Annotated in this window: 19 protein-coding genes; 15 read left to right on the forward strand and 4 right to left on the reverse strand. The window is 49.0% G+C overall.

The window, feature by feature from the left end:
- Window positions 1-57 precede the first annotated feature (57 nt).
- From ACO0LF_RS28010 to ACO0LF_RS28020, 3 genes are all read right to left on the reverse strand, one after another.
- A complete protein-coding gene (locus tag ACO0LF_RS28010; protein WP_423020108.1) occupies window positions 58-480 on the reverse strand; it encodes an SRPBCC domain-containing protein in 423 nt (140 codons plus the stop codon).
- Between the two features lie 74 nt (window positions 481-554).
- On the reverse strand, window positions 555-1,103 hold the full coding sequence (locus tag ACO0LF_RS28015) for a GNAT family N-acetyltransferase (protein ID WP_423020110.1): 549 nt from the start codon (window positions 1,101-1,103) through the stop codon (window positions 555-557).
- Window positions 1,104-1,253: 150 nt separating this feature from the next.
- A complete protein-coding gene (locus ACO0LF_RS28020) occupies window positions 1,254-1,946 on the reverse strand; it encodes a LexA family transcriptional regulator (protein WP_423009157.1) in 693 nt (230 codons plus the stop codon).
- A gap of 1,199 nt (window positions 1,947-3,145) precedes the next feature.
- On the opposite strand from ACO0LF_RS28020, the gene ACO0LF_RS28025 reads away from it, so the two are divergent.
- The 13 genes from ACO0LF_RS28025 (at window position 3,146) to ACO0LF_RS28085 (ending at window position 15,133) form a co-directional block, all read left to right on the forward strand.
- Entirely contained in the window at window positions 3,146-3,997 is an 852-nt protein-coding gene (locus tag ACO0LF_RS28025) for a hypothetical protein (protein ID WP_423020112.1), read from the forward strand.
- Window positions 3,984-4,772, forward strand: coding sequence for an ATP-binding protein (locus ACO0LF_RS28030; protein ID WP_423020114.1), 789 nt, complete (start codon window positions 3,984-3,986; stop codon window positions 4,770-4,772). Before ACO0LF_RS28025 ends, ACO0LF_RS28030 begins: the two co-directional genes overlap by 14 nt.
- Window positions 4,773-5,103: 331 nt before the next feature.
- Window positions 5,104-5,529: a hypothetical protein gene (locus tag ACO0LF_RS28035; protein WP_423020116.1), complete on the forward strand. Its 426-nt coding sequence runs from the start codon at window positions 5,104-5,106 to the stop codon at window positions 5,527-5,529.
- A 107-nt stretch (window positions 5,530-5,636) separates the two neighbouring features.
- The gene (locus tag ACO0LF_RS28040) at window positions 5,637-7,157 is read left to right on the forward strand and encodes a hypothetical protein (RefSeq protein ID WP_423020118.1); all 1,521 of its coding nucleotides are present in this window, start codon (window positions 5,637-5,639) and stop codon (window positions 7,155-7,157) included.
- A 231-nt stretch (window positions 7,158-7,388) separates the two neighbouring features.
- Complete coding sequence (locus tag ACO0LF_RS28045; RefSeq protein WP_423020120.1) at window positions 7,389-7,820, forward strand: hypothetical protein; 432 nt, start codon at window positions 7,389-7,391, stop codon at window positions 7,818-7,820.
- Window positions 7,821-8,724: 904 nt separating this feature from the next.
- The gene (locus tag ACO0LF_RS28050; RefSeq protein ID WP_423020122.1) at window positions 8,725-9,069 is read left to right on the forward strand and encodes a hypothetical protein; all 345 of its coding nucleotides are present in this window, start codon (window positions 8,725-8,727) and stop codon (window positions 9,067-9,069) included.
- Between the two features lie 353 nt (window positions 9,070-9,422).
- Window positions 9,423-9,854, forward strand: a complete 432-nt coding sequence (locus ACO0LF_RS28055) for a hypothetical protein (RefSeq protein WP_423020124.1) — start codon at window positions 9,423-9,425, stop codon at window positions 9,852-9,854.
- Window positions 9,855-9,880: 26 nt separating this feature from the next.
- On the forward strand, window positions 9,881-10,312 hold the full coding sequence (locus ACO0LF_RS28060) for a hypothetical protein (protein WP_423020126.1): 432 nt from the start codon (window positions 9,881-9,883) through the stop codon (window positions 10,310-10,312).
- Between the two features lie 126 nt (window positions 10,313-10,438).
- A complete protein-coding gene (locus tag ACO0LF_RS28065) occupies window positions 10,439-10,564 on the forward strand; it encodes a hypothetical protein (protein WP_423020128.1) in 126 nt (41 codons plus the stop codon).
- A gap of 426 nt (window positions 10,565-10,990) precedes the next feature.
- Window positions 10,991-12,913, forward strand: a complete 1,923-nt coding sequence (locus tag ACO0LF_RS28070; protein WP_423020130.1) for a hypothetical protein — start codon at window positions 10,991-10,993, stop codon at window positions 12,911-12,913.
- Window positions 12,910-13,353: a hypothetical protein gene (locus ACO0LF_RS28075; RefSeq protein WP_423020132.1), complete on the forward strand. Its 444-nt coding sequence runs from the start codon at window positions 12,910-12,912 to the stop codon at window positions 13,351-13,353. The genes ACO0LF_RS28070 and ACO0LF_RS28075 overlap by 4 nt, the downstream gene beginning before the upstream one ends.
- A gap of 293 nt (window positions 13,354-13,646) precedes the next feature.
- Window positions 13,647-14,327 carry a hypothetical protein gene (locus ACO0LF_RS28080; RefSeq protein WP_423020134.1) on the forward strand — a complete coding sequence of 227 codons (681 nt, stop codon included), beginning with the start codon at window positions 13,647-13,649 and terminating at the stop codon, window positions 14,325-14,327.
- Between the two features lie 371 nt (window positions 14,328-14,698).
- Window positions 14,699-15,133 (forward strand): hypothetical protein, encoded by a 435-nt coding sequence (locus tag ACO0LF_RS28085; protein ID WP_423020136.1) that lies wholly within the window; start codon window positions 14,699-14,701, stop codon window positions 15,131-15,133.
- A gap of 559 nt (window positions 15,134-15,692) precedes the next feature.
- Here the strand turns inward: ACO0LF_RS28085 and ACO0LF_RS28090 are convergent.
- Window positions 15,693-16,181 (reverse strand): hypothetical protein, encoded by a 489-nt coding sequence (locus tag ACO0LF_RS28090; protein ID WP_423020138.1) that lies wholly within the window; start codon window positions 16,179-16,181, stop codon window positions 15,693-15,695.
- Between the two features lie 142 nt (window positions 16,182-16,323).
- Between ACO0LF_RS28090 and ACO0LF_RS28095 the strand changes: the two genes are divergently transcribed.
- Both ACO0LF_RS28095 and ACO0LF_RS28100 read left to right on the forward strand, forming a co-directional pair.
- Complete coding sequence (locus ACO0LF_RS28095; RefSeq protein ID WP_423020140.1) at window positions 16,324-16,722, forward strand: hypothetical protein; 399 nt, start codon at window positions 16,324-16,326, stop codon at window positions 16,720-16,722.
- A 708-nt stretch (window positions 16,723-17,430) separates the two neighbouring features.
- Window positions 17,431-17,757 (forward strand): hypothetical protein, encoded by a 327-nt coding sequence (locus ACO0LF_RS28100; protein ID WP_423020142.1) that lies wholly within the window; start codon window positions 17,431-17,433, stop codon window positions 17,755-17,757.
- The last annotated feature ends 58 nt before the right edge of the window (window positions 17,758-17,815 follow it).

Raw genomic sequence — 17,815 nt, forward strand, 5'->3', positions numbered from 1 at the left:
GGTCTGCTGTCGCTTTTTAGTGGTTGCCTGTCTATCTGAAGTGACAAACAGTCCAGCCTAAACCCCCACCACCTCCACCGTCAACCTATCCAGGTTCTGCTCATTCGCCGGCAAGACGATATGCTCTATCTGCCTGGCGACATCGGCATTCTCGAAAGCCTGGGCCCAGGATACCAGGGTGCCGGTGGCGGATGCTGCCAGGCTGATGGTCAGGTGAAAGTGCGGTTCTGACACATGTTGCACCACCACCTTGTTGGGGGCGTCTATCTCGGCAAACAGGTTTTCATTTGGATAGTTTTTACCATCCGGCCCGTGCATGATGAAAGACCATTTACCACCAGGCCTGAATTCGCAGACATGGACGGTATTGCTAAAACCAGCAGGGCCCCACCAGCGTGCCAGGCGTTGCGGGTCGCTGATGGCAGCGAAGACTTGTGCCGGGCTGGCTGGGATATCGCGGGAGGTGGTAAAGGTGGTCATGGCATCTTCCTTGGTGGGTTTGCTTCAGTAATGGGATGGTCTTTGGGCACTATATGGTGGGGGCTATGCCTGCTTCAGGCTGGCGTGTTCGCCGCCTGCCATTCATCGCGCAGCAGGCCAAACATCCAGGTATCCTTGATCTCGCCCTTCATCTTCCAGCGCTGGCGCAGCAAGCCTTCTTGCACAAAGCCGAGTTTGCGCAAGAGCTGGGCCGAGGCGGGGTTGCGCGGGTCGACTTCTGCTTCTATGCGGTTGATGCCCATTTCAGCAAAAGCATGGTTCAGCAAGGCGCGCACGGCTTCTGCCATATAGCCGCCACCCCAGTGTGATTGCGCCAGGGCATAGCCCAGCTCACAGCGCTCACATTCGGGATCAAAGCGAAACAGCAGGCAAGCGCCGATGACCTTGTTGCTGGCCTTGTCGACGATCACGCATTGCATGCCTGCCGCCTGCGCCGCCATTTCCTTGGCGCGCGCATACCAGCTATGGGCAGCGAGCGTATCTTCCCAGGTGATATAGGGTAAAAAACGGGTGACGGCAGCGTCAGAAAATACCTGGTAGAGATCAGGCAGATCGTCTTCTTGTATGGTGCGCACGATCAGGCGCGGGGTGTGGAGGGGCATTGACAGCTTGGTTTGCATGAGGCTTGATCATCCAGTCATGATGTAGCTCAGGGCAATCGCCCTGGCTTTAAAGCATCTATCATAGCAAATTAACATGGCGAAAGAAGGGTGCTCGCTCTATATATCTGCGTACTTCAAGCGCTACACTGATCAACCACCCTGCCTGTAAACAAAGCGCCCTATGATTTTCAGCAAGCCCACATTCTCGGGCGTGATGCGCTCATCGGGATAAGTGCGCTTGTCGGGGTTGCGGCTTTCCAGCACCCAGGTGCCGTCGATTTCGCGACGCAGTTGCTTGATGCGCAAACCGTCAGGATGCTGGATGGCAAAGATCTTGCCGCTTTGCGGCTCGGTCTTGGTCTGGTCGATGATGACCATGTCGCCATCGACGATAAAGTCTGCCATCGAGCTGCCGTCGGCATAGATGGCGGCCAGGTTTTCTGCCTTGACGCCATATTTCTTGAAAAAGCCGACTTCTTTAATCAGTTGGCCCTTGGGTTCGGCATCTTCATTATGCGCGCCACCACCACATGAGCCTTTGGCTGCATAGTAATTAATAGCAGCTATGCCGATATGCTCATCATTGGCAGCAATGGGCTGGCTGGTTTCATAGCCACGCAAATCCTTGCTGCGCAAGTCTGACAGGCTGACATTAAAGAACTTGGCAATCGGCGCCAGCGACGAAGTGCGCGGGTCCTTGGTGATGCCCTCGACGATACGAAAGATCGTCGCCTGTGGCACCCTGACTTCATCAGGGAACATTTTTTCCAGGGCAGTTGCCAACGAAGTCGGGTTCATGCCCGACTTATCCATGAGGTATTTGATATTAGTTTTCGCGTCCATGGCTGCATTATGCGTTATCGCATAAAAAATGCCAAGAACAATACGAAAATAACTTGGTTTGCAATACGAATGTGTATATAATTGAACTTGTGGGGAGGAGCTCGTTCAGTTTAAATGGACCATCCACCCTATAAATTCAATAATCCCGATCAACTTAAACATACTAGCCCTTCGCCTGCCTTGATTCATTACCGCGCGAATGCTGTTTAACATCTACTTACCCCGCCAGGATTGCCTGGCCACCGTCAGCCGCCTGTGTTTTGTTACCCGGCTGATGATTTTGTCGTCTTTCTGGCGACCGTAGCTCCTTATACATGGGGCATATAAATTTGCGATGAAGACCTCTTAACACAGAGGCATGGAGACACAGAGAAAAGCGAAGAGGTAGCAAGTGTGTAGGTTGGGCTACGTTTCATCAGCCCAACACTGGGCGTTAAAACGACGTATACGTTTATTAAAAGCTGAGTGTTGGGCTGGTAAAGCGTAGCCCAACCTACGCACTTGCCAACACTCTCGTTTTACAAACGCTTCGCCTTTCTCTGCGCCCTCTGTGTCTCCGTACCTCTGTGTCGAGAAGTCTTCCCGGTTTAAAAACACAAACCCAGCTGCCCAGGCAGCCACACGACAACAACATGACTATACAAAAAGACATCCTGCGTCAGGTGTCCGCTTGCGCACGCCTGTCAGGGCTGGCAGGCGGATCACATCAAGCCTTGATACAAACAAGGAGCTGCCTATGCTGAGCCAGTCACCCGCAACCACCGACTGGCAGCATCTGGACAACCGGGTGATATCTCCCACCCACACCATCACCCCGCGCCGCCTGTGCAAAGGTCCGCGTTGCCGTCATGGGCGAGGGCAGATGCGTTCGATACGGCAGTTTTGCAATGCGCAGAATCAGCCTGTGTATACGTATTGCAAATTATGTCGTGGTGGGTAGACGCCGTAGATAAGCCTGGGAACAGACTTAAAACCACTCACCACAGAGGAAGGAAGCGGCTCTTGCAAGAGCAGCCCGTTTCGCAGGCGTGCGGCATACCGCACGAAACCCCTGCTACACCACAGAGTCACTGAGGTTTCACAGAGAAAATCAATAGAAGATAAAGAGATTTACAAGTCTGATTGCTAATAACTCTCTCTTTTTATTCCTCGGTGTCTCTGTATTGATCGCTCCAGTAAGTATTAAAAGGAATTTCTAAATGCCCCGCGCAAGAAATATCAAACCCGGTTTTTTCAAGAATGATGAATTGAGCGAGATACCGCCATTTGGTCGTCTGCTATTCATTGGCCTGTGGACCATCGCAGATCGTTCGGGGCGGCTGGAAAATCGTCCTAAAGGCATCAAGGGAAATCTCTTTCCTCACGATGAAATTGATGTCGTCAGCCTGCTGGCTGCATTGCATAAACATGGATTTATCCAGTTGTATACGGTCGATCGCATCAAGTATATCCAGATATGCAAATTTGACGTGCACCAGAACCCACATATGAATGAAGATGACAGCGAAATCCCGGCACCAACTCCACGTCGTAAAAATAGAAAAAAACTCAGCACCAGAGTAGTACCAGAGTGCTCTGATACTACTCCTGCTGATTCCTATAACCTGATTCCTGATTCCTTAAATACTATATCCCCTGCAAAGGCTGCGCCTTGCAGCGCTAGCGATTTGAAAAAAAACACGGCCAGCAAATCAAAAAAATTAAGCAGCGCAGACGAAAAAAAAGAGGAATTCGAAACCGCCTGGAAAGCCTATCCACGCCGACCCGGTGCCAGCAAAAAAGAAGCCTGGCAAGCCTGGCTGGCGCGACGGCGGGATGGTGTCGATGCTGCTCTCATGGTCGATGGCGTCCGGCGTTATGCCGCCTACATCATCGCCAGCGGGCAGGCACCCAAGTTCGTCAAGCATGCCGCCACCTTCTTTGGCCCCTATGAGCACTACAAGGCCGACTGGAGCGTGCCTGAGCATCATGCGCCACCCGCCAGCAGCACGCACACAGGGTTTGCCAACACCAACTACGCACAGGGAATAGCCCAGGATGGTTCATTCTGACAGCAGCAGTTTTGTCCGTGTCGGCGGCATGCAGTTAGACAGTGAGCAAAGGCATTGCCAGCAGCATGGCGGCTACACCGCCTACTCGCACAAGAGCGGCATCTGGTCTGCCTGCGAAAAATGTTTGCAAGCCAGCGACGCCCAGCAACGCCAGGTCAGCATCCGGCAACAGCGGCAAGCGCAACAAGCCGCGCTGTGGCAAAAACGCCTGGGCCGTGCCGCCATACCGGCACGCTTTGCCGAACGCAGCCTGCAAAATTATCGCCCGACCTGTGCCGCAGCAGAGCAGGCATTGCGCACCTGCCAGGTCTATGCGCAAGAGTTTGATGCCGTCCTCAAGACAGGGCGCAGCCTGATCTTTTGCGGCAGCGTAGGCACAGGCAAAACCCATCTGGCCGTGGGCATCGCCAGACACATCATGGAGGCAGGCAAACAAGCCGTGATGAGTTCCGTTTTAAAAGCAGTACGCCGCATCAAAGAAAGCTACCGCCGCGACAGCCCTCATACCGAGGCGGAACTGATACAGGAATTTGTAGAGCCCGATTTATTGATACTCGACGAGGTCGGTGTCCAGTTCGGCAGCGAGACAGAAAAAATGCTGCTCTTCGACATCATCAATGGCCGCTACGAAGTCATGAAACCCAGCATCCTCATCAGCAATCTGGGGTTGACAGAACTAGAACGCTACATAGGCACCCGCGCCATGGACAGGCTACGCGAAGGCGGTGGCAAGGCCGTGGTGTTTGATTGGGAGTCTTACCGGCGGGTGGTTTGACGCTCAATATTAGATGAATCAATGATGAAAACCACTCACCACAGAGGCACAGAGACACAGAGAAAAGCGAAGAGGAAGATAAGCGAAAGTGTTGGCAAGGATGTAGGTTGGGCTACGCCTCATCAGCCCAACACTCAGCCTTTGATAAGCGATTACGTTGTTGTGAAGTCGAGTGTTGGGCTGGTACCCCGTAGCCCAACCTACGAGCACGGAAAAAAAATATGTTTCCAGCCCTTCTCTGTGTCCCCCTGTGTCTTTGTGTTGAAAGATTTTAAAGTTTAAAAAATGCACAAGCAACACCTCTACAGCCCATGCACAACAAGGAGCAAGCATGAACGCACGTCAGAATTTTGCACACACAGTCACCAAAAACAATGATCCGCAAAAGGAACAAAAAGACCTGCTGACCTATTGGCTGGACCAATGGGCCATGTGGATGAACAACAACCACGCAGAAATCGCCCGCGACACCGGCATCGGTGGCGGCATCATAGGCAAGAATGCCCTCAGCAATTATTCCGTTGCCGCCGACGATTGCCATGCCATCTGGGATATGGAAAGAGATAAAAAAGTCAGGGAAATCGATGCCCTCATCAATGACTTGCGCCTCGAACAACCCTGGACTTACTGGGCCATCTGCAAACACCTGGGCCTCATGAACTTCTGGAAATATCCCAAGTTAGACCCGCAAGAAGCCTTCATCAATGCCCTTGATGAATTGCTCTACCTGGTGGAAGAACGCAAGCTGGTTTTATAGATTTGAGAAAACGCACGCGCCCTGCACATCGCCTGTCGTGTAGGGTGCGTTGTAACGCACCACTTCTTAACTCCCGGACCCTACAAAAAAACACATAAGGAACAAACATGCCAAACAGTAGCAGCATACGAGGCCGTGACGGCCTGTACTATCGCATCCCCGACTTTGATGAGTTCGACGGCTACGATAATGTTAATACCCCAGCTTACGGTAAAGACCTGATAGACGATTTGCAATTGTCAGATCTAGACCCCAGCATCCGTCTTTTGCCATCCGGCACCGCCATGGGCAGGGCCGACAATGATGAAGGCAGCTACAGGCTGCCGCCCTTTGCTGACATGGGCATCAGGCTAGCTGCTGCAGATAGCCGTTTCGGCCTTGGCAACCAGCAAACCAATACATCGGCTCGTAGTCAGCTATCGCGTACAGCACCGAGCGACAATGATTTGGATAACGATCATGATGCTCTTGCCAATATCATCGCGAAGCAAGGACCGCCAAGTTTTACAGATCGCGACACTGGCGCCATGAGCTGGGCAACACCTTACGACAAGCCAGAACTAACGCCGTTACCAGAAGATGTCACCATTTTTGGACCAGGAGCAGGGAATGCAAAATTTCACTCAAAATGGTCGCCACCACCACCGGGTTATTACTACTGGCAAGAATTGACTGATGAAATACCGCAGTTGAGAAAGTACATTGCTCCTGATCCATCAAGGATGCCCGACTCCATGCGTATGCTACTTGCGGGGCGGCCGAATGAACGCATGGAATTGGACAGGACCGACTATGCGGCACAGTTGAGAGTAAAGAACAATCTCGAACTCGCTTTGCTTGGGCCGCCTTTTAATGCTCTCGGCTTTTATACCCGTCTGTTTGGCGGAAATGAAGAACAAGTTGAATCTGCAAATCAACTGGGTGCCATAGGGTTGGACCTTGCTGGTGCCAGGGCCGGGGCACCTCAAAGAAGTGCTAATTATATTAGCCAGCGACCATGGAGAGACAGCTTTGTTCCCCCTTCTCGCAGAGCAACGTTTGTTGATGAATACCCGGGTTTCTACGGCAGGGCGAATGCAATCCGTGATGGCATGCAGCCTGAAAGCAGCACCATGTCAGAAGCCGGGCTTAAGGAACAGCGCACTTTTTCAAAAGCTGATTTACCAGCTGACTGGAGGAACCAGCTTGATAAAATCACGATATTTCCCAACCAGGCGAATGCTGAATTCTTAGCACAACTGACGGCGAAAGAAGCACAAGAAAAAGCAAAAATAGGAATGGCTGGCGCGCATATTGACAGAGTAGGTAGAGTGAGGCTTGGATATAGCATAAAAGCTCGCAATGACTTAGAAATTCCTTCAATAGAAAATGCTTTCGTGCAAAACCTGATCAATGAAAATAATTTAAATCCAGATACTGCAGGATTTCGTGGCAGATGTGCAGAGCCACAGGTTTTTTCACAGATATTGAATAACAATGAACAACCATGGGGTTTCATGGGGGCAGCACAGATACATGATCCGACCGGCAATATCAGGGCAGCCTGCCGGAATTGCGGCTCTGTCAATCGCTATTTCGGGGTTGGTTATCGAGATGGTGATTTGGGAGTTGTACCTCCGCAAAAATAGAAGATCTATGCGTCAATTTATTCTGCAAGCTGATATAACTATTCACTATTGTTTGCTACAATGAAGTTGCCAATTTTGAGATATTGTCGAAATATTGCTGCGAATTTTTTCACATTGAAAACTGGTAACTGCATTTACGTTTTTTTAATTGAATAAACAAATTGAACAGACTCATTTTAAATTGACGCAAACGATAAATAAAAAGACTATCCACTTATCAGGAAAAATCACATGTCCGATCAAGAAAATCGTCCATCTTCCCCCTGGAGTTCAGAGTCGCATGAAAACCCTCTTGTTGGAAAGTATGAACGCTGGAAACAAGGCGACTGGAGCACTGACATTATCATTGGCGGCCTCGACTATCCAATCAATATAGTCGCAAAGGGAAACGAACCGTGTAAAGCGCAGTTGGACAGATTTACAGAGCTGATTGCACGGATCCCGGAAATCATTGCCTCATCCAATTTGCTGGATGCGCCGACTGATGAATGGCGGAACAAACACCCTGAATACCGGCTTGCCAACGCACGAATCTCATTTATTCGTCTGCACAAGGATGGCAGTTTTTATTTCTGGCTTGATGCTTATCCTCAAGATGACTGGGCCCCGGGGTTTTATATCTCTCCTGATTTTAAAGTCACCTTGGCTCAATGGGAGGTGTGATTCAGGAAATATGTCGCAATAGCATTGCCAGCTTTAGCAGACAGAGCAGTCCGCAAGAAATAAATAAATGAAAAAAATCAAGTGCCGCAAGTTAACGGACCTGAATGGATAGATCATCCTCTTGTCGGAAACTTCAGTCGTGTAGGGTGCGTTGTAACGCACCGCCCCATATCTCCCGCACCCTACAGGTCAACAAACATCGCTGCAATTACGGCATCAAGCTCGTCATGCAAAAAGTAATTGCCAGTAAGGTAGGGCGCATTGCAATGCGCCGTAGGTGAATTTTGCATGCCGCGGTCTATGCCCATTGCCGTGCATTGCGCCTACATGCGGTGCGTTGAAACGCACCCTACTTTACGGCTGCGTTTTTCATCTTGAAAAGATTTCTGACAAGGCCGTCATGTAGGAGCGGCTTTAGCCGCGAATGCGCACTACGGTCGTTTTTTCGCGGCTGAAGCCGCTCCTACAAGAAGCAAAGCCTTGCGCGACGTGATCTTTCCCCTGCACAGCAACACCAGGGCAGCTTGCCGGAATTGCGGCTCTGCAAATCGCTATTTTGGGGTTGGATATCGGGACGATCAATTGGGAGTTGTGCCCCCGAAAAGATAAAATATCGCTTGCGTCAATTGTCATGATGAAGATTTTAATTTCAATTTTGAGCTATATTAAAAATGTAGCCGTCAGTTCTTGTATCTTGAAAGCAGGAAATTGCATTTATGTCTGTATTAAATTGAGAAAATTAGACGGATTGATGCCAATTTGACGCAACAAGTCAATATAAAAAACTATTCACTTGTTAATTTCCAGGAAAAATCACATGTCAAGTCAAACGAATTTCATCCACCCATCCTGGGTATCTGAATAGATTCCCCATCCCCTGGCCGGGCACTTCAGGCGAAGGTCCTTGGGTGATTGGAAAGCTCACACCACCGTGCATGGTATTGACTATCCAATCTGGATCACTGCTCACGGGAACGAACCCACCAAAGCGCAAATGGACAGGTTTGCAGAGTTGGTAGAAAGGCTTCCTGAAATCATTACTTCATCCAATTTGCCAGATGCGCCAACTCAAGAGTGGCGCAACAAGCACCCTGATTACCGGTTACTTAACGCGCAAATACTTTCCTTGATTTTGTACGAAGACGGCAGTTTTTTTGTGAGGCTTATTGCCTTCCCAGAAGATGACTGGGGTCCTGGATTTGATGTCTCTCCTGATTTCAAAGTCACATTGGCGGAATGGGGCGTGTGATACAGGAAATGTCAGTATCCTAATACAGGCTTTCATCAAACCGAGCAGCCCACAACGCATCGTGTAGAAAAATCATATATCAGGGCAGCTTGCCGACATTGCGGTTCGGTAAATCGCTATTTCGGGGCTGGTTACAGGGATGTAGATGTGGGAGTGCTTCCTCCGCAAAAATAGGAATACCTTGCATCGTCAATTCGCAACTATTCTTTAATTTTTTCATCAGTGTTGACATACACAGGACGTTGTGTGCGTCTACGCTTTGAAACAATATATCAAGTAGAATATTTGTATCGGAGAACCTGGCCTGAAGAAGTAAATAGATTGTGCAATGATAGATTATTCTGGAGAAACAAATGAACGAACAAAATCAAGTACCGCAAGCGAAAGGACCGGAATGGATCAATCATCCTCTTGTTGGTCAGTACATGTACCGTGCTAAGCATAATGACTGGGTTGCAAAGGCACCTGTACATGGGGTTGATTATTCCGTCTCGTTAAATGCAATGGGAATCGAACCCATCCAGGCGCAAATGGACACATTTGCAGAATTGATTGTACGGTTGCCCGAAATCATTAGCGCATCCAATTTGCCTGATGCACCCACGGATGAATGGAGAGAAAAACACCCCGATTATCGCTTGCTTAATGCAAAAGTTCAGTATTTGTCTATTCGTGAAGACGGCAATTTTCTTATTTATCTCTATGCTTTTCCTGAAGATGAGTGGTCCCCAAGCTTCGAGACATCGCCAGACTTCATCGTGATTGAAGCTGAGTGGATAGTCTGACCAGGGAAAATATTGTGGAGAAACAAATGAACGAAAAAAATCAAGTGCCGCACGCCAGTGAACTGGAATGTATCAATCATCCTCTTGTTGGTCAATACAGATACCGCGTTGAGCAAAACAGTTGGATTGCAGAAGCACCTGTGCATGGAATTGACTACTCCGTCTCGTTAAATGCAAAGGGACCCGAACCCATCCAGGCGCAAATGGACACATTTGCAGAGTTGATTGCACGGCTGCCCGGAATCATTAGTTCCTCCAATTTACCTGATGCACCCACGGATGAATGGAGGGAAAAACACCCCGAATATCGCTTGCTTGATGCAAAAGTGGAGTATTTGTCGATCCGTAAAGACGGCAATTTTCTTATTTATCTTGATGCTTTTCCTGAAGATGACTGGTCTCCAAGCTTCGAGACATCGCCAGACTTCATCGTGATTGAAGCTGAGTGGATAGTCTGACCAGGGAAAATATTCTGGAGGAAAAAATGAACGAAAAAAAATCAAGTAACGCAAGCCAAAGAAACGGAATGGATAAATCATCCGCTTGTTGGTCAATACATATATCGGGTCAGAGAAAATGACTGGATGGCTGACATTAGCATGCATGGCATTGACTATCCAATCATACCCAAGCCAGACCTGCAAGAAGCAATTATTAATGCGCTCGATGAATTGCAATACCGGGTCGAAGAACGCAAGCTGGTATTGTAGATTTTAAAAATGCACGCGCCCTGTACATCGCCTGTCGTGTAGGGTGCGTTGTAACGCACCGTCCCTTAGCTCGCACACCTTACTCATGCACACCTTGCAGGGTGCGCCGCGCGCACCGTTTTCTGCACACTATTTTTAAAACTCCGGCATCAACACCCGGTGCGCACGGCGCACCCTACAGGTCAACAAACGTCGCTGCAATTGCCGCATCCAGCTGCTGTATCAAGCTGGCGATGCAGAAAATAATTTTTTGTAGGAGCGGCTTTAGCCGCGATTGCTTGCAAGGGCCGATTTGTCACGGCTAAAGCCGCTCCTGCAATGCCGCAGAGCAGAGCACATATGGTGCTTTATTAATCGTGTGGGGTGCGTTGTAACGCACCACTTCTTAACTCCCGCACCCTACACAAAAACACATAAGGAACAAACATGCCAAACAGTAGCAGCATACGAGGCCGCGACGGCCTGTACTACCGCATCCCCGACTTTGATGAGCTCGACGGCTACGATAATGTGAATACCCCAGCTTACGGTAAAGACCTGATAGACGATTTGCAATTGTCAGATCTAGACCCCAGCATCCGTCTTTTGCCATCTGGCACCGCCATGGGCAGGGCCGACAATGATGAAGGCAGCTACAGGCTGCCGCCCTTCGCTGACATGGGCAGCCGATTCTCCCCGGCAAACGCTGGTGTCAGGTTGACGGCAAGAGACAGCAGCATGCCCACTACTGACTCAGGTGGCTACGGTCGTGAATACCTGCAAGCCAACACCCCCGTGAAGAGCTGGTTATTGAATACCATGCTCGATGATGGTGAGACAAACAGCGAATCTTCTGCTACGCAAAATTTAGCCATACGAAATGCAGGATTACTCAGCAGATTTGATACTTCGACTCCGCAGGAAAATCGTTTTGGCGTCATTAATGCTGATGAGCTGCAAGAAGGCAATTCAATATATACCCCATCTACCCGATTTAGTACGGCGAAAGAAGCAGCTTACGGCAGAGTTAATTTTGTGCCTGATTATCCTTTGGGCGCAACGACAGCAGAAGAGATTCGTCCCGAGGAAGGTGGCAGCCCGTACTTGCAAGGAGTCGTTAACAGATTGCATGGCATACCCGCCTTGACGCATGAAGAAGTAGCAAGAGGTGTCAATATCCCGCTAAAGATAGACGACTTGTTAGGTAATTCTGCAGACCTCAGATTTGCGCCCCGCACACACACTATCCAACGTGATGACAATCCCTGGCTGCTCGGTAAACAATATTTTAATGATGGGCGGGCAGGGCAGTTCATTCTTGCTCAGAATGGACTGCCAACTTCCGTCGATGGCGCACGCAATTTACCAGTTGGACGCGTCTTGACGATCCCGGATAACATCACCAATGCGAACCTGCGTGCAGGTGGTCAATTGATTGCTGATGATACGTCTGCTAGACAGCAGGCAATTGAACTGGCGCAAAGACAGCGGGCTGAACAATCGAACGCGCAGGTCGAGAGTGAAAATCGCATCCGGCAATCAACAGGTAATACTGACTTACCAATAAGAATAGTTAACAATGCTTTTCCTGGCATTTCTCCATCGGCAGCGCAGACGTATCAAAGCATACTTGCAGGCGATGCTGAAGCGAAGGTTGGGGTTCCGCCTGGAGTCAAATACATCAATGCAGCCAAAGGCTTCGGCCCTTTAGTCATTGATGAAACACGAATGCACGTAAAAGACTTCGGTCGCGTGTCTCCGCATGAAATCTTTACAGGCCTGGTAAACAAAGGTCTTAATAATTACTTGGGATACCAACCGTACACTGAGATGTCTAATTTCAAAGTGCGTGATATGGGGCCAGTTCGTGTAGGGCAAATTTATGATGTTGATATTTGGCCAAAGGGATGGTTTGACAATGGAACTGTCGTTTTGACAAAGTGGGAAAATAATCCCAAAACCGGCTTGCCTTCCATCCGGCTATCGACAACAGATACGCGTGGCGCATCAAATAAGTCGGATGATGTTACAGGCGAGCATGCCGTCTCTGGTGGGCGTGAGATCAGCGTTGAAGTCAATCCGAATGGAGGATTTGATATTGTAAATCGTGGTTTGTCACGGTCAACCAGATCCTGGGTGAGTGATGGTGAGTTTCTGTTAGATAAAAGCTGGTTCAGAGACGAAGGTGGTGCACAGAACGCGAATTGGCAGAGATTTATGCAAGGCTTGGCAAATAAAATAAAAGAGAACGGTGGTAATATTGGAGAAAAAGAAGCAACTATTTATCACTACCCCAACAGCCCGACGGACAGCAATGTTGCCGTGCAGCCAGGAGTAAAGCCCAAGTTTGTTCACAGAGAAAGGTTTTGAAATCTATGCTTGTAGTTCTTTATGTTGAAAGCTTGCTGGTCGGCCTGTTAAGCCTGGGTTTTATTAAATTGATTTCTATTATGCTCACCACCGTCCACGGCGATGAGGGATATGTATATACCTTCACTTTTTTAGGTACTGTTGGGCTGGTTTCCTTGTGGTGGGTCTTGATTACCGCATTGCTGACAGTGCACAAGCAACGTTTGTATAAACTGCCGAAGATCATTTGGGCAGGTGTTGGGACGGGTTTCTTTTTTGCCGCATTTATGGTCTTTTATCCCTGGCTCTTCATGAGCCCGGCACATTCCGTCAATGACTTCCCTGCACCCTTATTGTTTTTTCTTTCCCTGCCCTGCGGAATCGCCATACATGTACTCCGCGTCGTGACCAAAACTCGCTTTATTCCCCCTTTCAAGGCAGAAATGTTCGGCGTCAAATGAGTACGCTGGTTTTGTAGATTTGAGAAAATACGCGCACCCTGCACATAGGTTATCGTGCAGGGTAACGCGTTGTAACGCACCATCCCTTGCCCCGCACGATTTCCGTCCATTCATATGTCGATCATAGACACTATGATCATTGCAAAAACATAATTTGCACACTTACGCTACACTGGTCACAGCAGCGAAAAACGAATCCCGTCTGAAAGGAGAATTGATGAAATCTCAAAAAAGCTAGCTCCTCAACTTGACAGCATCACTGATGCGGAAAGGGCGGATATATGATGGGGGGTATGGGTCTTGAACTCGTTTATGTGGGATTCTTTTTTCTATTTCTCTGGGCGGTGGCTTACCTTGCATCAGGGTTGGGTTTTGTCTATGCCTACAAAAGGCGCAGAACCAATCTTCGTAAGGCGTTCATTGTTGGGTTTTTATCGTTCTGCGTCTTTGTGCCTACAAGTATTTTCCTGATTAAACGCATTTGGCCTGCACATATCAATGTGACGGTGGACGAGAGCACGACAATAGACACAATCATGTCGCAAGAAAAAGCACACTGTTTTAAATCGACCGGGCTCGATAATGACTATTATTGCGACGGTATTATTTACTACTTGACGGTCCATCTTCCTGATAAGACCGTTTTTCGGGTAAAAGCGAAAAGCATCTCAATGAGTACCTATCCGGGTACCAGGAAATTGAGATCGATAAGTGCCGATGTCAAACAAAGCTATTCAAAAGAAGAGCTGACAGCCTATCTCAAGCGCAAAGAAGAGCAGAAACAAGGCGACTTCAATGAAAGCATTATTCCGCAGAAAATCTCTGATGAAATAATGGCCTGGCTGGCACCCAGTGAACAATTTGGGAGCCGTCACACGGGATGCTTCAATAGACCGGAATACCGATTGTGTCTGGTAGCAAGTGGAGGAAGCTCTGGAGATTACACTTTGCAATTTTGGGTATCCAAAGATTGATCGTCAAAAAGTAAGTCTATTGAAAAACGGGTTGAAGCGGGCTGGGAGCATGTTTGCACGGCAAGACTAGCCGGATTTCATCAATCAGGCAAAAACATTGCACAATGAATTTGATGCAGGCAAGCCGCTATTGACCTTGAAACCAAATACCGAACCAGCTAAAAACCCGGGAACGCATGCGCACTGAGTGCCGCGTCATCTTGCGTATAGCAGGGTGTGATTGAGGAAATATGTCGCGATGCCGGTATAGGTTTTCAACGGACACCGATACCGACAAGGGCAGCCTGATACAATGCGGTTTTTAAAAGTGAGAAAACCCCGGTAAACTGTCTGGTGGTGTACTCGCCAACACCGTTTGGGAAGGCAATAAAATGAAATTTTTATGGACGCTGATTTTGTTCATGGCATCGGGCTTAGCTTGCGCTGGTGATCTCGAAAAAATCACAGGCAAATATGATTATGAGCAATACCGGCTCACCATGGCCAATGGCAAGACTTTGTCCATGAGTGATATCGGCGCAAAGAGCATAACTATAGAAGTGAAGAAAGATTCGACCATCTCAATGAAAATGTTCATGATCGATGGACGAATCATTGCGTCGGATGCGCTCATCAAGGAAATCAAGCTCAAAGGAAATAAAGGGTACTGGATAGCACAGTGGCCAGACATGAACTATCCAGTCAAAAAGGTATTTTCATTCAAGGGCAGCCAGCTTGAATACGACATCAAATTTGAAAACGCACAGGATCCGTTACGCTACGGCATGCATGAACATGCTGTTCTCAGAAGAACAAATGCTTCCTGATGCGGTTTAACTGCCGTGCAGTGCTTATATCCATTTACTGCTGTTCTTGATTTACCCAATGCTTAATCTGGAATGAAAGACACTTGCCGTGGATGTGCTGAACAGTGACAACAGCTCTTCGAAAAAATCACCTGCCCAGTTCATATTGCTCGTGATTTCGATAGTTTGCCTGGGGTGGTCCGTGTATTATTCCTTTGAGTTTTCACCCTCAAGTGACCGGTATTTTCGTGTAACCGCTTTTATACTGTTGTGGCTCAAGGAAATCATATTGCTGGCCATGGGCTTGTTCCTGCTTGGTTTTCTTCTCGTGGATCGTGCTATCAAATTCATCAGAGCACGTAGGTAAGATTAGCGCAGCGTAATCGTACGCATGTGATGCACGTATTGAGGTGGCACGCATTAAAATATGCGGCCTGCCATGCGCACCATTTATACTCTTGATTGGCATCAAAATTTCAACACCCGGTGCGCACGGCGCACCCTACTGGCATGGATTGCGCTTATCATCAAGGGAGAACAAGGCCCGGGCTCAGGCATGTGAGCTTCGGCCTCCCGTGGCTTAATCCAGCTTCTTCAATGCCTGCGCGTCATAACCCAGGGTATCCAGAACAGAGCAGCGCAGTTTTCCATCCCGGTACAGGGTTTGCATATCGCTTTGTATGTTTAACTCTTGCGCCTTTTTTTGACCCAGGCAAAAATCATTGCTGGCATAAGACCACCACACGGTCTGCAATTTCCCTTCCTGATCCTGGCGCGCCAGCACGTAAAAATCATACTTGGGCCAGTAACTCTCTATCGGCATATGCCAGGCTGTCAGCAAGGCTGGGCCACGGGTATTTTTGACATGCCCAATCAGGTGCTCTTGCAGCATGAAGTCAACCCAGAAAAAGCTGGTCATGTCCATGACGTTGGGCTTGGTTGACCTTGGATAAGGTGGCCCGTCGCGGATGTCATAGATAGCAGCCCGGAAAAGTACGACCGGCGTGGGAGGCAGGCTGCTGCATGCGGCCAGGCAGGCCAGTGTCAGGCTGAGGAGTAGATATTTCAATGGGGCTTTCATATGGCTATGGTACGCAAAAATACGATGCCGGGCAAAGTGGGGAATGCGTGAGGCTGGAACTGGCATTTTTAGCCTATACTATCCAGACATATCAAGCACATTTGGTGCGCAGCTTTTGAAAGAGAAGACCATGTCAACAAGCAGGCGGAACAAGACCGGCTATGCAATAGCATCTATGATGGTGATGCTTGCTTTGGCCTTTGCTGCAAGTACAGCGACAGCCGCGCCGCCTTTGCCTATCCGCTCTGGGCTATATACCTTCAAGCACAAATTTGCAGAGCAACCCGATATGCCCAGTCTGGTGCTGACTGCCAAGATCCGCGGCCAGCATATCGTGCTGATCAACCGCAGCGTATCGGATGTCTTTCCCAAAGGTGTTATCGCCGAGGGCACGCTGATGTGGCATGCCGCTTCGAAACAATGGATCATAGGGACTGACAAGGCGGATCGCTATGCCAAAGATGTCGGTGGCTGTAGTGCCGGGCCGGATGTCATTGATTTGCGTAAGAGGATTTATTGGACTTGTTAGTGTGCACGGCGACCCTAAGAGCCAGAAAATATCGCAGTAAGTAGGTACGATTAGCGCAGCGTAATCGTACGCATGTGATGCTCGCATTGGGGTAGTGCGCATGCCTATGTACTGTATGCCATGCACACCATTTGAATCAATATTGCGCCATGAAATATGTACAAGCCGGTGCGCACGGCGCACCCTGCTGGTCAATCAATATCGCTGCATCATGGCCGATAACGTACATACCCGTAGGAGCGGCTTTAGCCGCGAATGTACATCACGGTCCATCTTTCGCGGCTGAAGCCGCTCCTACAGATCGCAGTCTGTAAAGATCAGTAGGGTGCGTTGTAACGCACCCTACAAAACCTAACCCTGAGTAGGGTGCGCCATGCGCACCACAGTAGCATGTAGGCCACTACAAAAAACAAACGACGCCCTGCATGCAAAGGCGTCGTTTTTTTAACTCCGTATTTCTCTGTGTCTCTGTGCCTCTGTGGTGAGAGGTCTTGTTTTTTTAAATCCTACGCGCGTAACGCGCCAGCACCACAAACGGTTGACAAGCCACACACCGTTTAGAACAACAACACTAAGCCCCCTGTCCTGTGGTTTTTTGCGTCAACGCAATGTCTGCGGGCGGCGTTCTTGGCTTACGTAGGTTGACTACGAAACGCAAAACGAAATACAAAACTGAGCAAACAACCCAAACACGAATAGGAAAATATCATGAACAAACTGATCATCGCCATCATCGCTTCCACAGTTGTTATGGGTAGCGCATTTGCACAAACACCAGCGAGTGCTTCTGCAACGACAGCAGTTAAACCAGCTTCTGCAGCAGTCGCCGCCAGTGTCGCCAAACCTGCTCCTGCAGCCAAAGTGGTAGCCGCTTCTGCATCAGCCAGCGCTGTTGCAGCGACACCCGCAGCAGACAGCAAGTCAGCTTCCACACCAGAAGCCAAGCCAGCCAAACATGAAAAACACGTCAAGCATGGCAAAAAAGAAGCGAAAGTAGCAGGCGCCTCTGCCGCTGCCAGCGCAGCATCGAAATAAACGCAGTCTACAAAACAATGACCAGCGGCAGCAGATGCTGCCGCTTAAAAAATGCAAC

Origin of the sequence: Undibacterium sp. Di27W (assembly GCF_049340345.1) — a bacterium.
Classification (GTDB): domain Bacteria; phylum Pseudomonadota; class Gammaproteobacteria; order Burkholderiales; family Burkholderiaceae_D; genus Undibacterium.

What these genes read in the sequence shown, in the direction of transcription:
- ACO0LF_RS28010 (WP_423020108.1), bottom strand. Translation starts at nt 480, where the DNA reads ATGACCACCTTTACCACCTCCCGCGATATCCCAGCCAGCCCGGCACAA.
- ACO0LF_RS28015 (WP_423020110.1), bottom strand. Translation starts at nt 1,103, where the DNA reads ATGCCCCTCCACACCCCGCGCCTGATCGTGCGCACCATACAAGAAGAC.
- ACO0LF_RS28020 (WP_423009157.1), bottom strand. Translation starts at nt 1,946, where the DNA reads ATGGACGCGAAAACTAATATCAAATACCTCATGGATAAGTCGGGCATG.
- ACO0LF_RS28025 (WP_423020112.1), top strand. Translation starts at nt 3,146, where the DNA reads ATGCCCCGCGCAAGAAATATCAAACCCGGTTTTTTCAAGAATGATGAA.
- ACO0LF_RS28030 (WP_423020114.1), top strand. Translation starts at nt 3,984, where the DNA reads ATGGTTCATTCTGACAGCAGCAGTTTTGTCCGTGTCGGCGGCATGCAG.
- ACO0LF_RS28035 (WP_423020116.1), top strand. Translation starts at nt 5,104, where the DNA reads ATGAACGCACGTCAGAATTTTGCACACACAGTCACCAAAAACAATGAT.
- ACO0LF_RS28040 (WP_423020118.1), top strand. Translation starts at nt 5,637, where the DNA reads ATGCCAAACAGTAGCAGCATACGAGGCCGTGACGGCCTGTACTATCGC.
- ACO0LF_RS28045 (WP_423020120.1), top strand. Translation starts at nt 7,389, where the DNA reads ATGTCCGATCAAGAAAATCGTCCATCTTCCCCCTGGAGTTCAGAGTCG.
- ACO0LF_RS28055 (WP_423020124.1), top strand. Translation starts at nt 9,423, where the DNA reads ATGAACGAACAAAATCAAGTACCGCAAGCGAAAGGACCGGAATGGATC.
- ACO0LF_RS28060 (WP_423020126.1), top strand. Translation starts at nt 9,881, where the DNA reads ATGAACGAAAAAAATCAAGTGCCGCACGCCAGTGAACTGGAATGTATC.
- ACO0LF_RS28065 (WP_423020128.1), top strand. Translation starts at nt 10,439, where the DNA reads ATGGCTGACATTAGCATGCATGGCATTGACTATCCAATCATACCCAAG.
- ACO0LF_RS28070 (WP_423020130.1), top strand. Translation starts at nt 10,991, where the DNA reads ATGCCAAACAGTAGCAGCATACGAGGCCGCGACGGCCTGTACTACCGC.
- ACO0LF_RS28080 (WP_423020134.1), top strand. Translation starts at nt 13,647, where the DNA reads ATGGGTCTTGAACTCGTTTATGTGGGATTCTTTTTTCTATTTCTCTGG.
- ACO0LF_RS28085 (WP_423020136.1), top strand. Translation starts at nt 14,699, where the DNA reads ATGAAATTTTTATGGACGCTGATTTTGTTCATGGCATCGGGCTTAGCT.
- ACO0LF_RS28095 (WP_423020140.1), top strand. Translation starts at nt 16,324, where the DNA reads ATGTCAACAAGCAGGCGGAACAAGACCGGCTATGCAATAGCATCTATG.
- ACO0LF_RS28100 (WP_423020142.1), top strand. Translation starts at nt 17,431, where the DNA reads ATGAACAAACTGATCATCGCCATCATCGCTTCCACAGTTGTTATGGGT.